Source organism: Prevotella sp. P6B4 (genome assembly GCF_000619985.1).
Classification (GTDB): Bacteria; Bacteroidota; Bacteroidia; order Bacteroidales; family Bacteroidaceae; genus Prevotella.
Map to the genome: position 1 here is coordinate 170372 of NZ_JHVE01000003.1, position 18238 is coordinate 188609.

10 protein-coding genes are annotated in these 18238 nt (G+C 51.5%); 7 read left to right on the top strand and 3 right to left on the bottom strand.

Annotation, left to right across the window (positions count from 1 at the left end):
• Positions 1-17: 17 nt before the first annotated feature.
• Positions 18-1895, bottom strand: coding sequence for an alpha-glucuronidase (locus T491_RS0103060; protein ID WP_028902569.1), 1878 nt, complete (start codon positions 1893-1895; stop codon positions 18-20).
• A gap of 107 nt (positions 1896-2002) precedes the next feature.
• Here T491_RS0103060 and T491_RS0103065 point away from each other — a divergent pair, with 107 nt between their 5' ends.
• Positions 2003-4321 carry a beta-galactosidase gene (locus T491_RS0103065; RefSeq protein WP_028902570.1) on the top strand — a complete coding sequence of 773 codons (2319 nt, stop codon included), beginning with the start codon at positions 2003-2005 and terminating at the stop codon, positions 4319-4321.
• Between the two features lie 59 nt (positions 4322-4380).
• On the opposite strand, the gene T491_RS0103070 is transcribed toward T491_RS0103065, so the two are convergent.
• Both T491_RS0103070 and nagB read right to left on the bottom strand, forming a co-directional pair.
• Positions 4381-6300, bottom strand: coding sequence for a glycoside hydrolase family 97 protein (locus tag T491_RS0103070; protein ID WP_036915178.1), 1920 nt, complete (start codon positions 6298-6300; stop codon positions 4381-4383).
• A gap of 59 nt (positions 6301-6359) precedes the next feature.
• Entirely contained in the window at positions 6360-7154 is a 795-nt protein-coding gene (gene nagB, locus T491_RS0103075; RefSeq protein WP_028902572.1) for a glucosamine-6-phosphate deaminase, read from the bottom strand.
• A 136-nt stretch (positions 7155-7290) separates the two neighbouring features.
• On the opposite strand from nagB, the gene hflX reads away from it, so the two are divergent.
• The 6 genes from hflX (at position 7291) to T491_RS0103105 (ending at position 18220) form a co-directional block, all read left to right on the top strand.
• Positions 7291-8622: a GTPase HflX gene (gene hflX / locus T491_RS0103080; RefSeq protein ID WP_028902573.1), complete on the top strand. Its 1332-nt coding sequence runs from the start codon at positions 7291-7293 to the stop codon at positions 8620-8622.
• Positions 8615-10477 (top strand): DUF4954 family protein, encoded by a 1863-nt coding sequence (locus T491_RS0103085; protein WP_028902574.1) that lies wholly within the window; start codon positions 8615-8617, stop codon positions 10475-10477. The genes hflX and T491_RS0103085 overlap by 8 nt, the downstream gene beginning before the upstream one ends.
• A 22-nt stretch (positions 10478-10499) precedes the next feature.
• Positions 10500-12047, top strand: coding sequence for a hypothetical protein (locus tag T491_RS0103090; RefSeq protein ID WP_155950004.1), 1548 nt, complete (start codon positions 10500-10502; stop codon positions 12045-12047).
• Positions 12048-12188: 141 nt separating this feature from the next.
• Complete coding sequence (locus T491_RS0103095) at positions 12189-15095, top strand: pitrilysin family protein (protein WP_028902576.1); 2907 nt, start codon at positions 12189-12191, stop codon at positions 15093-15095.
• A gap of 27 nt (positions 15096-15122) precedes the next feature.
• On the top strand, positions 15123-16772 hold the full coding sequence (locus tag T491_RS0103100; protein ID WP_028902577.1) for a fumarate hydratase: 1650 nt from the start codon (positions 15123-15125) through the stop codon (positions 16770-16772).
• Entirely contained in the window at positions 16751-18220 is a 1470-nt protein-coding gene (locus tag T491_RS0103105; RefSeq protein WP_081773217.1) for a M6 family metalloprotease domain-containing protein, read from the top strand. The genes T491_RS0103100 and T491_RS0103105 overlap by 22 nt, the downstream gene beginning before the upstream one ends.
• The last annotated feature ends 18 nt before the right edge of the window (positions 18221-18238 follow it).

Genomic DNA, 18238 nt, shown 5'->3' on the forward strand with positions numbered 1-18238 from the left:
GTCAGTGCACCAGTGCGTCATTTCGCTTGTTTGGTAAATCCGCTGAAGTAGTTCATGCACACGCGTTGCCACTCCTTGGCGTTCTCCAGTTGGTGCTGCAGACGGAGGTCAACCTCCTGCCAGCGCTGCTGGTCGATGCAGCCCTTCTGCGCCTGCCATACACGGATAAAGTCCTCTACCTCGCTCACGCCGCGCGCATAGCGGTAGTCCATCTCCTCAATCACCGTGCGACCGCTCTTCAGGCGGAAGCTCCATGGCACGCGGTGGAACCACAGCAGGTAGCGCTCGGGGCAGGTGTTCACGTCGTCGTACAGCTGGCAGTAAGGCTCGCGATACTGTGCCGTGGCGTTCGAGCCCGTATGGGTGCGGTCGAAACCTATCGAGTCGGTATTGGCCTTGTGATAGTACACGGGGCACCACTCGATGGGCGCATTGGGCTGGAATTCCGACGGACCTGGGCCGTAGTGGTGATCGAATGTGAAGATATGGTGCAAACCGATGGGCATCATATAATCCACGCACGCCTCGCGCGAGCGCAGCATCACCGACTCGAGTGCCTGGTTGTCGGCAGCATCGAAGGTCAGTCCTAACCACTCGCGGGCTATCTGCTCGCTCGTCAGGTTGGGGTTCCAAGCCAGTCGGCCGAAGGCATACCAGTTGGCCTGCGAGAAGTGGTGACCGCACCAGTTACGATCCAAACCTATGTTAGCCACACCTGCGATACCCACCAGCTTCTCGGGAGCCACGAAGCCGAAGAACTCGCGCCACATGGGGGCGAGATACACCAGATGGCGGCTCTGACCCAGGTATTCCTGTGTGATCTGCAGCTCGGCCATCTGCTTGGTATGATGGATGTTATCGAAGATGGGGGCGTAGGGCTCGCGGGGCTGGAAGTCGAGCGGACCGTTCTTCGACTGCAGGATGACGTTGTCGGCAAACTTGCCGTCGAGGTTCTTGAATTCGCTCACTGCCTGCTTCACACGGTCCTCGCCGCTATGGGCAGCGCCATACACGAACGAGCGCCACATGATGATACCACCAAAAGGCTTTACAGCGGTAGCCAGCATATTAGCACCGTCGGCATGGGTGCGCTTGTAGTCGAACGGACCGGGCTGTCCCTCCGAATTGGCCTTCACTAAGAAGCCGCCGAAGTCGGGAATCAGCTGGTATATCTCCTTGGCCTTGGCCTTCCACCACGCCTTCACCTGTGGGTTCAGCGGGTCGGCAGTCTTCAGTACCTTGCCCTTGTTCACGCCTTTCACGGCTACATTCATGGGCGAGGCGAAGTTCACCGACAGATAGACCTTGATGCCGTAGGGGCGCAGAATGTCGGCTATCTCCTTTACCTTATTAATATAGGTGGTTGTGAGCATCTTGGGCGAGGCATTCACATTGTTGAGCACAGTGCCGTTGATGCCGATCGATGCATTGGCACGGGCGTATTCCTTCACCAGCTCGCGGTCGATGGGCTGCGCAGGATTCTTCCAGAAGATGCTCAGTCCGGCATAGCCGCGCTCGATGCTGCCATCCAGATTGTCCCAGTGGTTCAGAATGCGCAGACGGTAGAATGGTTTCTCGGTGACGCCTTCACGAACGGCAGCGCCGCCAGCCTGCTGCTGCAGCACGGCATAGGCACCGTAGAGCAGTCCTGTGGCATTCTTCGCTGTGATGGTATGACCGCTGACGCGATAGGCATCCTCGTCCATCTTCGGGTCGAGGCACAGTTCCATGTCGTGATTGGCATACCGGGTCAGCTCCTCGGCTGCCTGGCACTTCGGACCCTTCACCACGGCCTTGCCTACCACTTTGTTTCTCAGCCACAGCTGGTGCCCATCTTCAGCCTTTGCCATCCCGGCAACGACGATTGCTAATAGCAGTAATGTAATTCTTTTCATATGATATTGATAATTTTCCGCAAAATTATGAAATAATTGCGGAATTCACATCATTCGTGCCCGAAATTTTGTATCTTTGCGCAAAAAAACAAAGTAAAAGATACAAAATGAAAAAGGTGAGACTACTAATTACAGCATTGTTACTGACGATTCCGATGCTGATGCATGCCGGCGACTTCACCGTTGGCAACAAGACATTCCTCCTGAACGGTGAGCCATTCGTGGTCAAGGCGGCCGAGGTACACTATCCCCGCATCCCGCGTCCGTACTGGGAGCATCGCATCAAGATGTGCAAGGCGCTCGGCATGAACACCCTCTGCATCTACGTGTTCTGGAACATCCACGAGCAGCGTGAGGGACAGTTCGACTTCAGCGGCAACAACGATGTGGCAGAGTTCTGTCGCCTGGCGCAGAAGAACGGTATGTACGTCATTGTGCGTCCCGGACCCTACGTATGTGCCGAGTGGGAGATGGGCGGACTGCCCTGGTGGCTGTTGAAAAAGAAGGACATCCGCCTGCGCGAGCGCGATCCTTATTTTATGGAGCGTGTGAAGCTGTTCGAGCAGAAGGTGGGCGAGCAGCTGGCACCACTGACCATCCAGAAGGGTGGCCCGATCATCATGGTGCAGGTGGAGAACGAGTACGGCTCGTATGGCGAGGACAAACCCTATGTGAGCGAGATACGCGACTGTCTGCGTGGCATCTATGGCAAGGAACTCACCCTCTTCCAGTGCGACTGGAGCTCGAACTTCGAGAAGAACGGACTCGACGACCTCGTCTGGACCATGAACTTTGGTACAGGTGCCAATATCGACCAGCAGTTCAAACGCCTGAAGGAGCTGCGCCCCAACGCGCCGCTGATGTGCTCGGAGTTCTGGAGCGGCTGGTTCGACAAGTGGGGTGCCAACCACGAGACACGCCCTGCCAAGGATATGGTGGACGGTATGGATGAGATGCTGTCTAAGGGTATCTCGTTCTCGCTCTACATGACCCACGGCGGCACCTCGTTCGGCCACTGGGCTGGTGCCAACTCGCCCGGTTTCGCACCCGATGTGACCTCGTACGACTACGATGCCCCCATCAACGAGTATGGCGGGACTACCGACAAATACTTCAAGCTGCGCCAGATGATGCAGAAGTACAGCACCACCAAGCTGCCCGCCATCCCCAAGATGCCGGCGCAGTTCATATCGATACCAGCATTTGAACTTACGGAGCACGCAGATCTGCTTATGGGAGTAGACAGCGTGGTGATGGACAGTGAGCTGCGTACCATGGAGGAATTGGAACAGGGCTGGGGTAGCATCGTCTATACCACTGTTCTTCCCGAGATAACCAAACCCAGCGTACTGACGCTCGACGAGGGGCACGACTTTGCACAGGTGTTCATTGACAATAAGTACGTGGGCAAAATAGACCGTGTGCGCAATGAGAACAGCCTGCAGTTGCCTGCTGTCAAGAAAGGACAGGTACTGGATATATACATCGAGGCAATGGGACGCATCAACTTCGGACGCGCCATCAAGGACTACAAGGGCATCACCAACAGCGTCACCCTCTCAAGCGAGGTTGATGGCCATGAGCTCATCTGGAACCTGAAGCGCTGGACCATCATGACCATCCCCGATGATTATCAGACGGCTAAGAATGCATTTGAGACCCATTCGCCAAACATTGTTCCTCATCACACAAAGATGGGCTACTATCGCGGCTACTTCAACCTGAAGAAGGTGGGCGATACCTTCCTCGATATGGAGCAGTTCGGCAAGGGACAGGTGTATGTGAACGGCCATGCCATCGGCCGCTTCTGGAGCATCGGTCCGCAGCAGACACTCTACGTGCCTGGCTGCTGGTTGAAGAAGGGAAAGAACGAGGTGATTGTGCTCGACGTGGTCGGACCTACGAATCCGATTATCGCCGGACTGACCAAGCCCGAGCTCGACAAACTGAATATGGAGAAATCGCGCACGCATAACAATCCCGGCGACAAGCCCGACCTGAACTCGGCAACACCTGTGGCAAAGGGTAGCTTCTATGCTGGCAACGGCTGGCAGAAGGTACGTTTCGATGCGCCTGCCAAGGGACGTTACATCGCTCTGCAAGCCCTCTCGACACAGGCTGGCAAGGTCGACGTGGCAGTGGCTGAAATCTACGCCATCAACACCACCGGTGGTCGTATCAGTCGTGAACAGTGGACTGTGAAATATGCCGACAGCGAGGATATCATTCGCGGTAACTTCACTGCCGACAAGGCTTTCGACCTGCAGGAATCTACCTACTGGCGTACGGGCAAGGGTGCTGAGTTGCCTCACCTGATGGTGATCGACCTGGGCAGCCAGCAGACCGTGACTGGTATCGACTATCTGCCACGCGCCGAGCAGGGTGCTCCGGGCAGTATCAAGGACTATCAGATTTTTGTTTACTAAAATAAGAATCCCCGTAGAAAACAAGAATCCCCGCCAACTTGGCGGGGATTTCTTATTACTTAGTAGATAACCAATCCACCATTGGATTGGATGGTTACCTTCACTTTTCCTTTCTTATCTTTCTTGAGCACCGTCTGGGTGGGCTGCAGCTGCTTGTCGTCGATGAGCAGCTTCGAGAGTCCGTTGCCATACGCATTGAGGTCGAGGGTCAGCGTGAGCGGTGTCTTCTGCGCATTCAGTCCGGCAATGTACCATTGACCATTGGTGGCCTGGCGTGCCATCACCACATACTTGCCGGGATAGCCGGCTATGTAGCGGGTCTGCTGCCAGGTAGTGGGCAACTGGCGCAGGTAGTCCATCTCAAACTGCGGCAGTTCCTGCAGGTTGTTGGGCTGCATGGCCACACACTGCACCGAGGTCTGCATGGTGATACCGGTGGCAAGCTCGAAGATATCGGTGGTCTTACGGGTGTGGCGGCTCTTGTTGTCGGTCGACATCCATTTGTTCATGATGATGCCGCCCCAGTCCATCGAGGCCGTTGCATTGCGGCAGAAGGGGTGCAGGGTGAGGTCGAAACCCTCGCTGATGGTGGCACCCTCGCCGAAGAAGAGATTCTCCGAAGCCAGCACAGCCTCCGAAGCCACGAAGTTAGGATACATGCGCTCCCAGCCGCGGGGCATGGTGCAGCCGTGGAACACTACCTGCAGACCGTGACGGTTGGCATCGCTCAGGATATCCTCGTAGAGCTGCATGGTCTGCTGCTTGTCGCCGCCGAAGAAATCCACCTTGATTCCCTTCACGCCGATGCTTTCGAGCCAGCTCATCTCGCGTTCGCGGGCAATGGCGGTGTTCATGCAGTTGCGTGGGGTCTGGGGGGCGTCGTTCCAGAAGCCGTTGCTGTTGTACCACATCAGCAGGTGGACACCCTTGGACTGCGCGTATTTCGACAGCTCGGCGATACGCTCACGACCGATGTTCTGGTCCCACCAGTTGTCCACCAGGCAGTACTCGAACCCCATGGTCGAGGCCAGGTCGATGAAGCGCACCTGGTCGTCGTAGTTGATTGAGTTGTCCTGACCGATGAGCCAGCTCCAGGTGTAGCGACCGGGCTGATAAGTGGTCGACGCCTTGTACTGGGGCTCCACCACATCGTAGCTGATGGTGGTCTCCATGATGGGCTTCAGGTCGGCACCCATGGTGATGGTGCGCCAAGGTGTTTCGCCAGGCAGGGGGATGGCGGCAAAATCATTGCCGAACCCATTGTTTTCGCCTTGGTCGGGATAGGCCACCGTGTAGCCCTTACCTACCTGATAGTCAGACAGATGACTGCCGCAGTAACCACCGCTCACCCCCGTCTCGGCTACCAGCACCCAGCCTGTAGGCAGATGGAACAGCGCAGGGAAGATGTAGCCATGACCGTATTGCGAAGCCTTATCCATGGGCGCATCGTTGGAGTAGCCCTCCTCGTACGAGGGTTTGGTCTGCTCCCAACCGCTTTCAGGACCAATCTGTGGCGAGATAAACGTGGTGGTGCCTTCGGGGAAATTAAAGCTGCTCGCCTCCGACAGGATGCGCACGCGCTTGTACTCGCGACGGTTGATGGTCTGTCGGGGCAGGGTGTAGCGGAACGCCACGTCGTTGTTGCTCACCTGGAAACGGATGCCGAACTTCACACCGTCCTTGTTCACTACGTCCAGGCTCAGCGTGTTGGCTTCGTACTTGTTGCCCGCAGCCTTGGTGCCGCGCATCTGGTATTCCTCGGCGGTGAAACCCTGTTTCGTGTCCTGGATATTCAGGTCGCGTGTCAGGTCGCCGATACTGGTCTTCAAGCCCAAAGCCGAAGATGTTAACATGTTCACTCCATCGAGGCTGGCACTGTAACTCAATCGGCCGCCAGCATCACTGATCGTCACCACCAAACTCCCGTTAGGCGATGAAACACAAACGTCATCAGCCCAGCAAAGAACTGATGACGCCATGCATATTGAAATAAATACTTTTCTCACAAAGTTCAATGTTTAATGTTCAAAGTTCAATGTTACAAAAGCTGATCGCTTTCGATATCCTTGAAGTACTTGTAGGTAGAAACCTTGAGCTCGTCGGCTGCCTCCTCATCGCTCACGATGATGCCGTGCTCGTGCATCTGCAGCGCAGAGATAGTCCACATGTGGTTAACGGCTCCTTCGATGGCTGCCTGCATGGCGCGGGCTTTACCATGACCGTTCACCAGAATCATTACCTCACGGGCAGCCATCACGGTACCAACACCTACGGTCAGCGCATGGGCGGGTACGTTCTCGGGCTTGCCGCCGAAGAAACGGCTGTTGGCGATGCGGGTGTCGGTAGTCAGGGTTTTCATGCGGGTGCGACTGCTCAGTGAAGAACCAGGCTCGTTGAAAGCAATATGACCATCAGGACCGATACCACCGATAAACAGGTCGATGCCACCTGCCTCCTTGATCATCTCCTCGTAGTGCTTGCACTCGGCCTGCAGGTCGGCAGCATTACCGTTCAGAATGTGGATGTTCTCCTTGGGGCAATCAATGTGGTCGAACAGGTTGCGTGCCATGAAAGCGTGATAACTCTCAGGGTGAGTCTCAGGCAGACCTACATACTCGTCCATGTTGAAGGTGATCACATTCTTGAAAGAAACCTTACCTGCACGGTTGGCTTCAACCAGCTCGTTGTACATGCCTACAGGCGATGAACCGGTGGGAAGACCCAGCACAAATTTGTGGTCGGGGGTTGGATTGAACTCGTTGATACGCTCGATGACGTGGTTTGCTGCCCACTGTGACATTTTCTGATAGTCACTCTGAATAATTACTCTCATAATACTATTTGTTTTAAGTTTGGTTCCTAATTTGCCTGCAAAAATACAACGAATAATTCTTTTTAGGGGCGTATTAACACGGATTAACATCATTTTTTTCCGCTCACGGAGATATTTGTTTAATTTTGTACCCAATATGAAGGAATTTGTAATATCAGAAGCCAAGGCCGAGACTGCCGTGCTCGTAGGTCTGATTACCAAGGAGCAGGACGAGGCCAAAACCAAAGAATATCTCGACGAACTCGAGTTCCTGGCCGATACGGCTGGAGCAGTGACCGTGAAGCGATTCACCCAGAAGGTGGGTGGACCCAGTCAGACTACCTATGTGGGTAGCGGTAAACTGTTGGAAATCAAGGACTATATTAAACAATGTCAGGATGCGTACGACGATTGGCTCGACGCGCAGGATGCCTCGCTCTTTGCCGAGGGATTGCTTGATGAGTCGAACGCCCCGCAGCCCGTGGGTATGGTGATCTTCGACGATGAACTCTCTGCCAAGCAGATGCGTAACATCGAGAAGGAACTGCAGGTGAAGATCCTGGACCGTACCTCCCTCATTCTCGATATCTTTGCTATGCGCGCGCAGACAGCCGAAGCTAAGGCTCAGGTGGAGCTGGCGCAGCACCGATACATGCTACCTCGATTGCAGCGACTCTGGACGCACTTGGAGCGCCAGGGTGGTGGCTCGGGTTCGGGCGGAGGTAAGGGTTCGGTAGGACTGCGTGGTCCTGGTGAAACCCAGTTGGAGATGGACCGCCGAATCATCCTGCAGCGTATCACCCTGTTGAAACAGCGCCTGGCAGAAATCGACAAGCAGAAAACAACCCAGCGCAAGAACCGTGGCCGACTGATCCGCGTTGCCCTCGTGGGCTATACTAATGTGGGAAAATCGACCATGATGAACCTGCTGGCCAAGAGCGAGGTGTTTGCCGAGAACAAACTCTTCGCCACCCTCGACACCACCGTGCGCAAGATGACCATCGACAATCTGCCATTCCTCTTGGCTGATACCGTTGGTTTTATCCGTAAGTTACCATCCGACCTGGTAGAATCGTTCAAGAGCACCCTCGACGAGGTGCGCGAGGCTGATCTGCTGGTTCACGTGGTGGATATCTCACACCCCGACTTTGAGGAACAGATACGTGTGGTGGAGGAAACACTGAAGGAACTGGGATGTGCCGACAAACCCGCCATGCTGGTTTTCAATAAAATCGACGCCTACACCTGGGTGGAGAAGGAGGAAGACGACCTGACACCTGCCACCAAGGAGAATCTGACCCTCGACGACCTCGAGCAGACATGGATGGCACGTACCGGCGAGAACCAGCACTACTTGGAGTGCCTATTCATCTCGGCCAAGAAGAAAGAAAACATCGACGAGTTGCGCGATACGTTATACAAACGTGTACGCGAACTCCATGTACAGAAATATCCGTATAACGATTTTTTATATCAAGATTATGAGTAATTACAGAAAACTAACCCAAAACGAGATCGATGTTTTGGAGAACAATGTCTGCTGGGCTGAGGACTGGCAGCGCGTATTAGTCGACGAGAACTTTAAACCGTACAACTTCCATCGTGTGATGTTCTACGGCGATATCCGCCTGGGCTCGTTCGACAAGATGGTTGAGGTCAGCAAGGGGTTCATGAAGCATTCGGGTATTAACGATGCCACCCTGCGTAACGTGACTGTTGGTAACGACTGCCTGGTCGAGAAGATCGGTAACTACATTAACAACTACACCATCGGTAACGACTGCTACATCTCGAACATCTGCACCCTTGAGACCACCGACGATGCGACCTACGGTGAGGGTTCGGTCATTTCAGTGCTTAACGAGATGGGCGATGGCAATGTGACTATCTTCCGTGAGTTGAATTCCCAGCTCGCATCGTTCATGGTGAAGCACAATGCTGACAAGAACCTGAAGCAGACCCTCCAGCAGATGATTGAGGACGAACTCCGTGTGTCGCGTCCAGATCGTGGCTACATCGGTAACAACGTGAAAATTATCAATGCCAAGGATATCACCAACACCATCATCAAGGGCGACTGTGAAATCAGCGGTGCCGCCCGCTTGTCTGAGTGTACCGTGATGTCGTCGATGGATGCTCCTGTATTCATCGGTACTGGCGTAATTTGCGAGAATTCGATTATCTGCGATGGCTGCTCAATCAACAACTCGGTGAAGATGCAGGATTGTTTCGTGGGCGAGGCCTGCCAGATCACCAACGGATTTACGGCCGAGGCCAGTCTGTTCTTTGCCAACTCGTTCATGGCCAACGGTGAGGCCTGCGCCGCCTTCTGTGGCCCGTTCTCGGCCTCTCACCATAAAAGCTCGCTGCTCATCGGCGGTGAGTTCTCTTTCTATAATGCTGGTTCGAACACCAACTTCTCAAACCATGCTTACAAGATGGGACCCATGCACTACGGTACGCTGGAACGAGGCTCTAAGACTGCTTCGGGCGCCTATGTGCTGATGCCTGCTACCATCGGCGCATTCTCTGTCTGCTTCGGTAAACTGATGCACCATCCTGATACCCGTAATCTGCCGTTCTCCTATCTGTTGGCATACGGCGATGACTGCTACCTGGTGCCTGGACGTAACATCACTACCGTAGGTCTCTACCGTGATATCAAGAAGTGGCCCAAGCGCGACAAGCGTTCCAAGCAGTCCAGAAAGTCGATCATTAACTTCGACTGGCTGTCGCCATTCACCGTGGGTGAGATCATGGAGGGTATCCAGATTCTGAAGGACCTGCGCCATGCTTCGGGCGACAATGTGACCAGATATAACTTTCATGAGTACGTGATCAATGCCACCTCGCTACGCAAGGGCTTGAAATACTATGATATCGCGCTGCGTATCTACATGGGTGCCGTGCTGAAGCGCCAGCAGAAAATATCCCCTTCATCGCTGCTCACACCTCCGGAATCAACCGTTGGTACAGGCAAATGGATCGATATGAGCGGACTGCTGCTGCCTGAATCGGAGGAACAGCGACTGGTGGATGATATCAAGAATGGTGTCATCGACAACATCCAGCAGGTGCTCGACCGTTTCTCGGAAATCAATAACAATTATACCGACTATCGTTGGGCATGGAGCTACCAGATGATTCTGGACTACTATCAGATCGACCAACTTGACGAGGCCGCCTGCGAACGTATTCGCGAGGACTACGTCAGAGCACGTCGTGCCTGGATTGCTGAGATTCGCAAGGATGCCGAGAAGGAATACCAGATGGGCGACGTAGAGCAGGATGTCTATGAGGATTTCCTTTCGAAACTCGACCACGAGACTGATTACGAGAATTAACCTCATAAACGACTAAAAGCCTATGAAGATTTCGTTGATTTGGAGAAACCTGATACCAGCAATTATCATACTGGGGGTTCTGATCTTTTCTGTGGTCCGCACACGTCGTGCGATACCTGAAAATCCACTAGTCGCCACGGTCATCAAGAATGCCGACCTGACGCTTTATTGGAATCGGCATTATAAAGCTGGTGACGCCACGATTCTGAAATTGAAGACTGGCGATAGTCTGCAGGTGTTTGGCATTGGCAAACCAACGAATCATGAGGCTTATTATTGGGTGGAGACAGCCGACGGTCAGCGTGGGTTTGTCTCGCCTTTGGCTATTGATGAGCGCGCTGTCATCGTCAAAGGTTCAAAAGATGATATCAAGGAATATATCGGCGACACAGTCCGTGTTATTGGTTTGAAAAAAGATTCCAAGGTAACGTATGATGTGAAAACATCCGACGGTACGGATCTGCAAACGACAAGATCTGAAATCAAATTCCTCACTGAGATGGAGTTGGATAACTATCAGCTCACTTCGCCTATAGGACCGCGATATATCTCGAAAGAGAAGTTTGAGGCTCTCTGCCAAACGATGACTCCAGCCGAGATAGAGGATTATTTTGATAAAAGTATGACCGTGCAGCGTGTCGACTCTGGCGTGAGATTGTTTCTTAATGTGTCAGTGCTCGATCCCCAAACGGGTGTGCAGATGCGACCTGATATCTCGTTCCCAAAGGCTGATGTGGCAGGTGTGGGGCATATCCAGTATAAAGACAGTACAGATAGGAATGCCTTCTTCCTGGAAACCATTCCCCTCACGGGTGCCATCGTGGATGTCTGTCATTCATTCATCGACGAGAGTTACTATTGGTATAATCTGAACCTGAAGGAGTTGGATGGCTGGAAATATTACCTTGCCATGGCGCTTGTCTTCGTCTTCGGATTCTGCTGGTTGTATGCCACCTGTTTCCTGTTGGCGCATATCATCATGGCGCTGATACCTCTGCGCCATCCTTTTATATGGTTGAGCAATTATGCTGTCAGGTGGGTTATCACCGCTCTGATCATCATATCCATCTACATCTGGACTGTACTCATGTTGACATGGGGGGTATGGTGGTGGTTCTTCTTGCCTGTCATCGCCTATATGGCTATCAGTTTTGAGGACCGTTTCATGAGGAAAATCATGGAACAGCGTTGTCCTCAGTGTAAGTCGATGGACTCATACACCCGTGTTAATACAGCATTTGTGGATGAGGCGCTTCAATGGTGTACTGAGAGTGAGTACGACAAGCTTGTGTCGAGCAATACTGCAAGATGGAAGACATGGACAGAAACCGTATGGAAAATGGGTGATGGTAGTACGAGGACAGATAAGTCCAATGTCCAAAACCATTCGCGTACAACGAGGGTGCATCAGTACAAGGATTTCAAGGTTCTTTATCTGGTTAAGCACTATCTGGATACCTATGAGTGTGCTACTTGTGGCGCTCAGTATGATAGAGACCGGTACGAGCCGATAGAGCAGAGTCGTGAATTCGTTGGTACCCATCAGGAAACCAATGTTACAGAGAATTGAAAAGCGGATTTATTTATAAATCCACTTATTTCCGGTTAAAACGTTCCAAATTGGATAAAAACCCGATAATTATTTTGCAAATGTCGCTAAAAGTGTCTACCTTTGCGGCTGATTATATAACATTTATTTTTTTTATTACTAATGAAAACTAGATTTTTATTGGCTGTTGGAGCCATGCTGGCATTCGGAATGAATGCTCAAGCCAAAGACTACAAGTATGTCACCGTTCCCGGCGACATGATGCAGACCCGTATGTACACATTGGATAATGGACTGAAGGTGTTCCTGAGCGTGAATACCGAGAAACCACGTATTCAGACTTACATCGCCGTGCGTACAGGTTCGAAGAATGACCCTGCAGAAACAACTGGACTGGCTCACTACTTGGAGCACCTGATGTTTAAAGGCACCAAGAAGTTCGGAACGAACAATCCCGAAGCAGAGGCCCCTCTTCTGGCGGAGATCGAGCAGCGCTACGAGGCTTATCGTAAGCTCACCGACCCCGAGGCCCGCAAAAAGGCTTATCATGAGATCGACTCGGTAAGTCAGGTGGCTGCACAGTATTTTATCCCCAATGAGTACGACAAGCTGATGGCTGCCATCGGTGCCGAGGGTACCAACGCCTACACCTCGAATGATGTGACTTGTTATACAGAGAACATTCCATCAAACGAGATTGACAACTGGGCCAAGATTCAGGCCGACCGTTTCCAGAACATGGTGATTCGTGGTTTCCACACGGAGCTGGAGGCTGTGTATGAGGAGTATAACATCGGACTGACATCCGATAGTCGTAAGCTTTTCGCTACCCTGTGCAAGATGTTGTGGCCTAACCATCCTTATGGCACACAGACCACCATCGGTACCCAGGAGCACCTGAAGAATCCTTCGATAACAAATATCAAGAACTACTTCAATAAGTGGTATCGCCCCAACAATGTGGCTATCTGTATGGCAGGTGATTTTGATCCTGATAAAACCATTGCCATCATCGATAAGTATTTCAGCAGTTGGAAACCAGGTGCTGATGTAAAGCAGCCTACTTTTGCACCGCTGCCTGCATTGACACAGCCTAAGGATTCTACAGTTATCGGACAAGAGGCAGAACAGGTATGGGTAGCTTGGCGTGCTGAGCAGGCCAACAGCCTGCAGGCTGATACCTTGAACCTGCTGTCGAGTGTACTGAGCAATGGTCGTGCAGGACTGTTCGACCTGGATCTGAATCAGACCATGAAGGTACAGAGCGCAGGTGCCGGAGCAGAGTTGATGCGCGACCATGGTGCATTCCTGGTTTTGGGTTCTCCTAAGCAGGGACAGAGTCTGGAGGAGGTTCGCAGTCTGATGCTTGCAGAAATCGAAAAGCTGAAGAAAGGTGACTTCCCTGACAACCTGTTGCTGAGTATCATCAATAACTACAAGCGCAATCGCTATCAGGTGCTGGAGAGCAACGAGGGACGTGCTGATATGTTTGTTGATGCCTTTATTAATGAGGTGGACTGGAAACAGGAGGTTGAGAGCATCGACCGTATTTCGAAGATTACCAAGCAGGAACTGGTGGCTTTTGCCAACAAGTTCTTTACCGAGGGTTATGTAACCGTATTCAAGAAGCAGGGCGTGGACGAGACTCAGAAGAAAATCGACAAGCCTGCCATCACTGCTATCCCTACCAACCGCGACATGATGAGCCAGTTTGTGAAGGATGTGCAGAATACCAAGGTAGAACCAATTCAGCCCAAGTTTGTTGACTTCAAGAAGGATCTTACCATGGCAAAGACCAAGAAGGGACTTCCTATGAAGTATGTCAAGAATACAGAGAACGGACTGTTCCAGCTGAACCTGCGCTATGAGTTTGGTCGCAAGGCTGACAACCGTTATGACGTGGCTACCGACTATATCGACTACTTAGGTACTGACAAATATACCGCTGCTGAGTTGAAGCAGAAGTTCTATGAACTGGGTTGCGACTTCTATGTGGGCGAGGGTAGCGATGCTATCAACGTGCGTCTGATGGGACTGAGCGAGAATATGCAGGCTGCATTGGCCTTGGGTGAGGAACTGCTGCAGAACGCAAAGGTGGACAAAGCAGCTTACGACGAGATGGTGGGTCAGATACTGAAGCGTCGTAGTGATGCTAAGAAGAATCAGCGTGGTTACTTCAATTGGCTGTATAACTATGGTGTGTTTGGCAAGCGCAACTACAGCCGCGATATCATGAGCGAGGAGCAGCTGAAGAATACCAACCCACAGGTGTTTGTTGACCTGCTGAAGAATCTGAGTAGCTATGAGCACAGCGTGGAGTACTATGGCCCCATGAGTGTGAAGGAGGTTTCTGACATCGTGACCAAGACTCATAAGATGCCAAAGAAGCTGATGCCTGTACCACAGAACAAGGAGTACGAGCGCCAACAGACACCTACCAACGAGGTTTGGATTGCTCCATTCGACGCTAAGAATATCTACATGCGTATGTATCACGACGAGCATCGCAACTGGAATATCGATGAGGCTGCTGTAGTAGGAGTATTCAACGAGTACTTCGGTGGTGGTATGAATGGTATCGTGTTCCAGGAGATGCGTGAGGCACGTGGTCTGGCTTATAACGCTGCGGCTTACTATGGACTTCCTGACAAGAAGAGTGGTAAGGAGAACTATATGACTCACATCATCACTCAGAACGACAAGATGATGGACTGCATCAATCACTTCCATGAGATACTGAACGAGATGCCTGCCAGCGAGACAGCATTCAAGATAGCTAAGGACGCACTGACCAAGCAGTTGGCCAGTCTGCGCACCACCAAGATGAGCATCATCAACAAGTGGAACGCTATGAAGGAACTGGGTCTGGACTACGACCTGAATCAGAAGATTTATCAGGATCTGGACAAGGTGACACTGCAGGACATGGTGAACTTCGAGAAGAAGACTATGGCCAACAAGACTTATCGCTACATCATCCTGGGCGATGAGAAGGAGCTCGACATGAAAGCACTCGAGAAGATCGGTCCTGTGAAGAGACTGACAACCGAAGAAGTATTTGGATATTAAATATTGTACATATAAATAAATGTGATTATGGCTAAGACAGTTGAATTTAAGTATGCGCCCATGTTCCAGGTGGGCGAGGACAAGACGGAGTACCGCTTGTTGACAAAAGAAGGCGTAAGCACCGCCGAGTTTGAAGGAAAGCAGATCGTTAAGGTTACCAAGGAAGCACTCACACTGTTGGCCCAGCAGGCATTCCACGATGTGGAGTTCATGCTGCGTCGCGAACATAACGAACAGGTGGCTAAGATCCTGACCGATCCCGAGGCCTCTGAGAATGATAAGTATGTAGCCCTGCAGTTCCTGCGTAATGCAGAGGTGGCTTGCAAGGGTATCCTGCCTTTCTGTCAGGACACTGGTACCGCCATCATCCATGGCGAGAAGGGACAGCAGATTTGGACTGGTTTCGAGGATGAAGAGGCTCTGAGCCTGGGTGTGTTCAATACCTTTACTCAGGACAACCTGCGCTACTCGCAGAACGCTCCTCTGAATATGTACGACGAGGTGAACACCCGTTGCAACCTGCCTGCACAGATCGACATCGAGGCAACAGAGGGTGCTGAGTATAAGTTTGTGATGGTGGCTAAGGGTGGTGGCTCTGCCAACAAGACCTACTTCTACCCAATGACCAAGGCTACTATCCAGAACGAGGGAACACTCATCCCATTCCTGGTAGAGAAGATGAAGAGCCTGGGTACAGCTGCATGTCCTCCATACCACATTGCATTCGTAATCGGTGGTACATCAGCCGAGAAGAACCTGCTGACAGTGAAGCTGGCTTCAATCAAGTTCTACGATGGTCTGCCAACAACAGGTGATGAGACTGGTCGTGCTTTCCGTGATATCGACCTGGAGCAGAAGCTGATTAAGGAGGCTCAGAAGATCGGTCTGGGTGCACAGTTCGGTGGTAAGTACCTGGCTCACGATATCCGCGTGATCCGTCTGCCTCGTCATGGTGCAAGCTGTCCTATCGGTATGGGCGTTAGCTGCTCTGCCGACCGTAACATCAAGGCAAAGATCAATGCTGATGGTATCTGGCTGGAGAAGATGGACAGCAACCCAACAGAGCTGATTCCTGAGGAGCTGCGCAAGCCAGGTGAGGGCGGCAAGGGTATCGAGATCGACCTGAACGAGGGTATCGATGCTGTACGTGCTGAGCTCTCTAAGTATCCTGTAAGCACACGTGTGAACCTGAAGGGTACTATCATCGTGGCCCGTGATATCGCTCACGCTAAACTGAAGGCTCGTCTGGATGCTGGTGAGGGTATGCCTGACTATTTCAAGAAGTACCCAGTGCTGTATGCTGGACCTGCTAAGACGCCAGAGGGATATCCTTGTGGATCTATGGGCCCAACCACAGCTAACCGTATGGACCCATACGTTGATGAGTTCCAGGCTAACGGTGCATCGCTCGTGATGATTGCCAAGGGTAACCGTTCTGATGTTGTTACCGAGGCATGTAAGAAGCATGGCGGTTTCTATCTGGGAACTATTGGCGGTGTAGCTGCTGTTCTCTCTAAGAGCTCTATCAAGAGCATTGAGTGCGTTGAGTATCCAGAGCTGGGTATGGAGGCTGTATGGAAGATTGAGGTTGAGGACTTCCCCGCATTCATCCTGGTTGATGACAAGGGTAATGACTTCTTCAAGACCCTGAAGCCATGGACTCCTTGCGCAAAATAACATCATTCGCTTTTGTGCTGCTGGTGGCAATTGCTACCAGCGCACAAGAGTTGATGATACAGCGCTATCCTTGCATACAAGATGCACAAGTATCATCAGGTGCTAAGACACGTGCCTTACCACCACTGAAACAAAACTGGGACCCCAATCGTGTTTATCGTCAGGCTGTCATACTTCTTCAGTATGCTGATGCCGCTTTTAGTATGGACGATCCCAAAACATATTACCATGAGTTGTTGAATGTCACAGGCAGTAATACGTGTGGTACGATGCCTTGTGCTGCTGATTATTTCCGCGATCAGTCGCTTGGTATGTTCAACGTGCAGTTCGATGTTTTTGGTCCTGTCTTTGTCAGTAAGAATGCCAAAGGTCAGTCCTCCCCTAATTATGCTAAACCTGCGATGAAGGAAGCTGTTGAGAAGGCAGTCGACTCCTTGCATATCGATTTTTCGCCTTACGATTGGGATCAGGATGGTGAGGTGGATCAGATTATCTTCATTCACTCGAGCTATGGTGGAAATGGTGGTAATAGTCAGTACTCGAAGTATTTCTGGCCGAATACCGGTAAACTGTCCGTGAGTGTTCAGGTGGGCGAGAATCTGTCTGCTAGGGATTATAGTGCCAGTGCTGAGAAATTTTATACAGGTAATCTATGCGGCATCGGTACCATCTGTCATGAGTATAGTCATTGTTTGGGGCTGCCTGATCTTTATCCTACTTATGATGTAAGTGTCGCACCGGTTTCGGTAGTCGATGAGTGGGACTTGATGGATGGTGGTAATTATACGGCTTGGGGTTGGAGTCCGCCCAATTTCTCGGCCTTTGAGCGCTATCTGTTAGGTTGGCTTCCACTCGAAGAAATCACCGTTCCCTGTACCATTACAGATCTGAAACCTGTAGCCGATGGCGGCAAAGCGTATAAGATGGTGATTGGGGATAACAAGTTCTATATATTGGAAAATCGCCAGCAGACGGGGTGGGACAAGGGCGTACCAGGAAAAGGACTTCTGATAGCCTATGTAGACTACGATGCTAATGAATGGTATCTTAATAGGGTAAATGGTTCGTCGAATCGCTATGAGCTGTTGCATGCCGATGGTATGGACTTTGATCAATGGTTTGATTATCTCAATGATAAAGGTCTTTCGCAGTACGTTGATAAATCCAATCACATGAATAGTCGTATCCTCAGTTCTTCACCTTATCCCATGTTGACTGATACTTTAGAGGTTCACGACTGTTCGGAACTGCCTATGCCACTTTCCAATATCCAGATGGCTGCTGATGGTACCATCTCGTTCGATGCTATGACAACAGGAGTTGCACCCATCGTTGAGACTGTTAAGGACAGCGATGATTATTGGTATGATTTACAAGGTCGGCGATTGGCTGGCAGACCACATCGAAGGGGATTGTATATTCACAAACGAAAAAAGGTTGCTCTTTAGTTTGAGCAACCTTTTCTT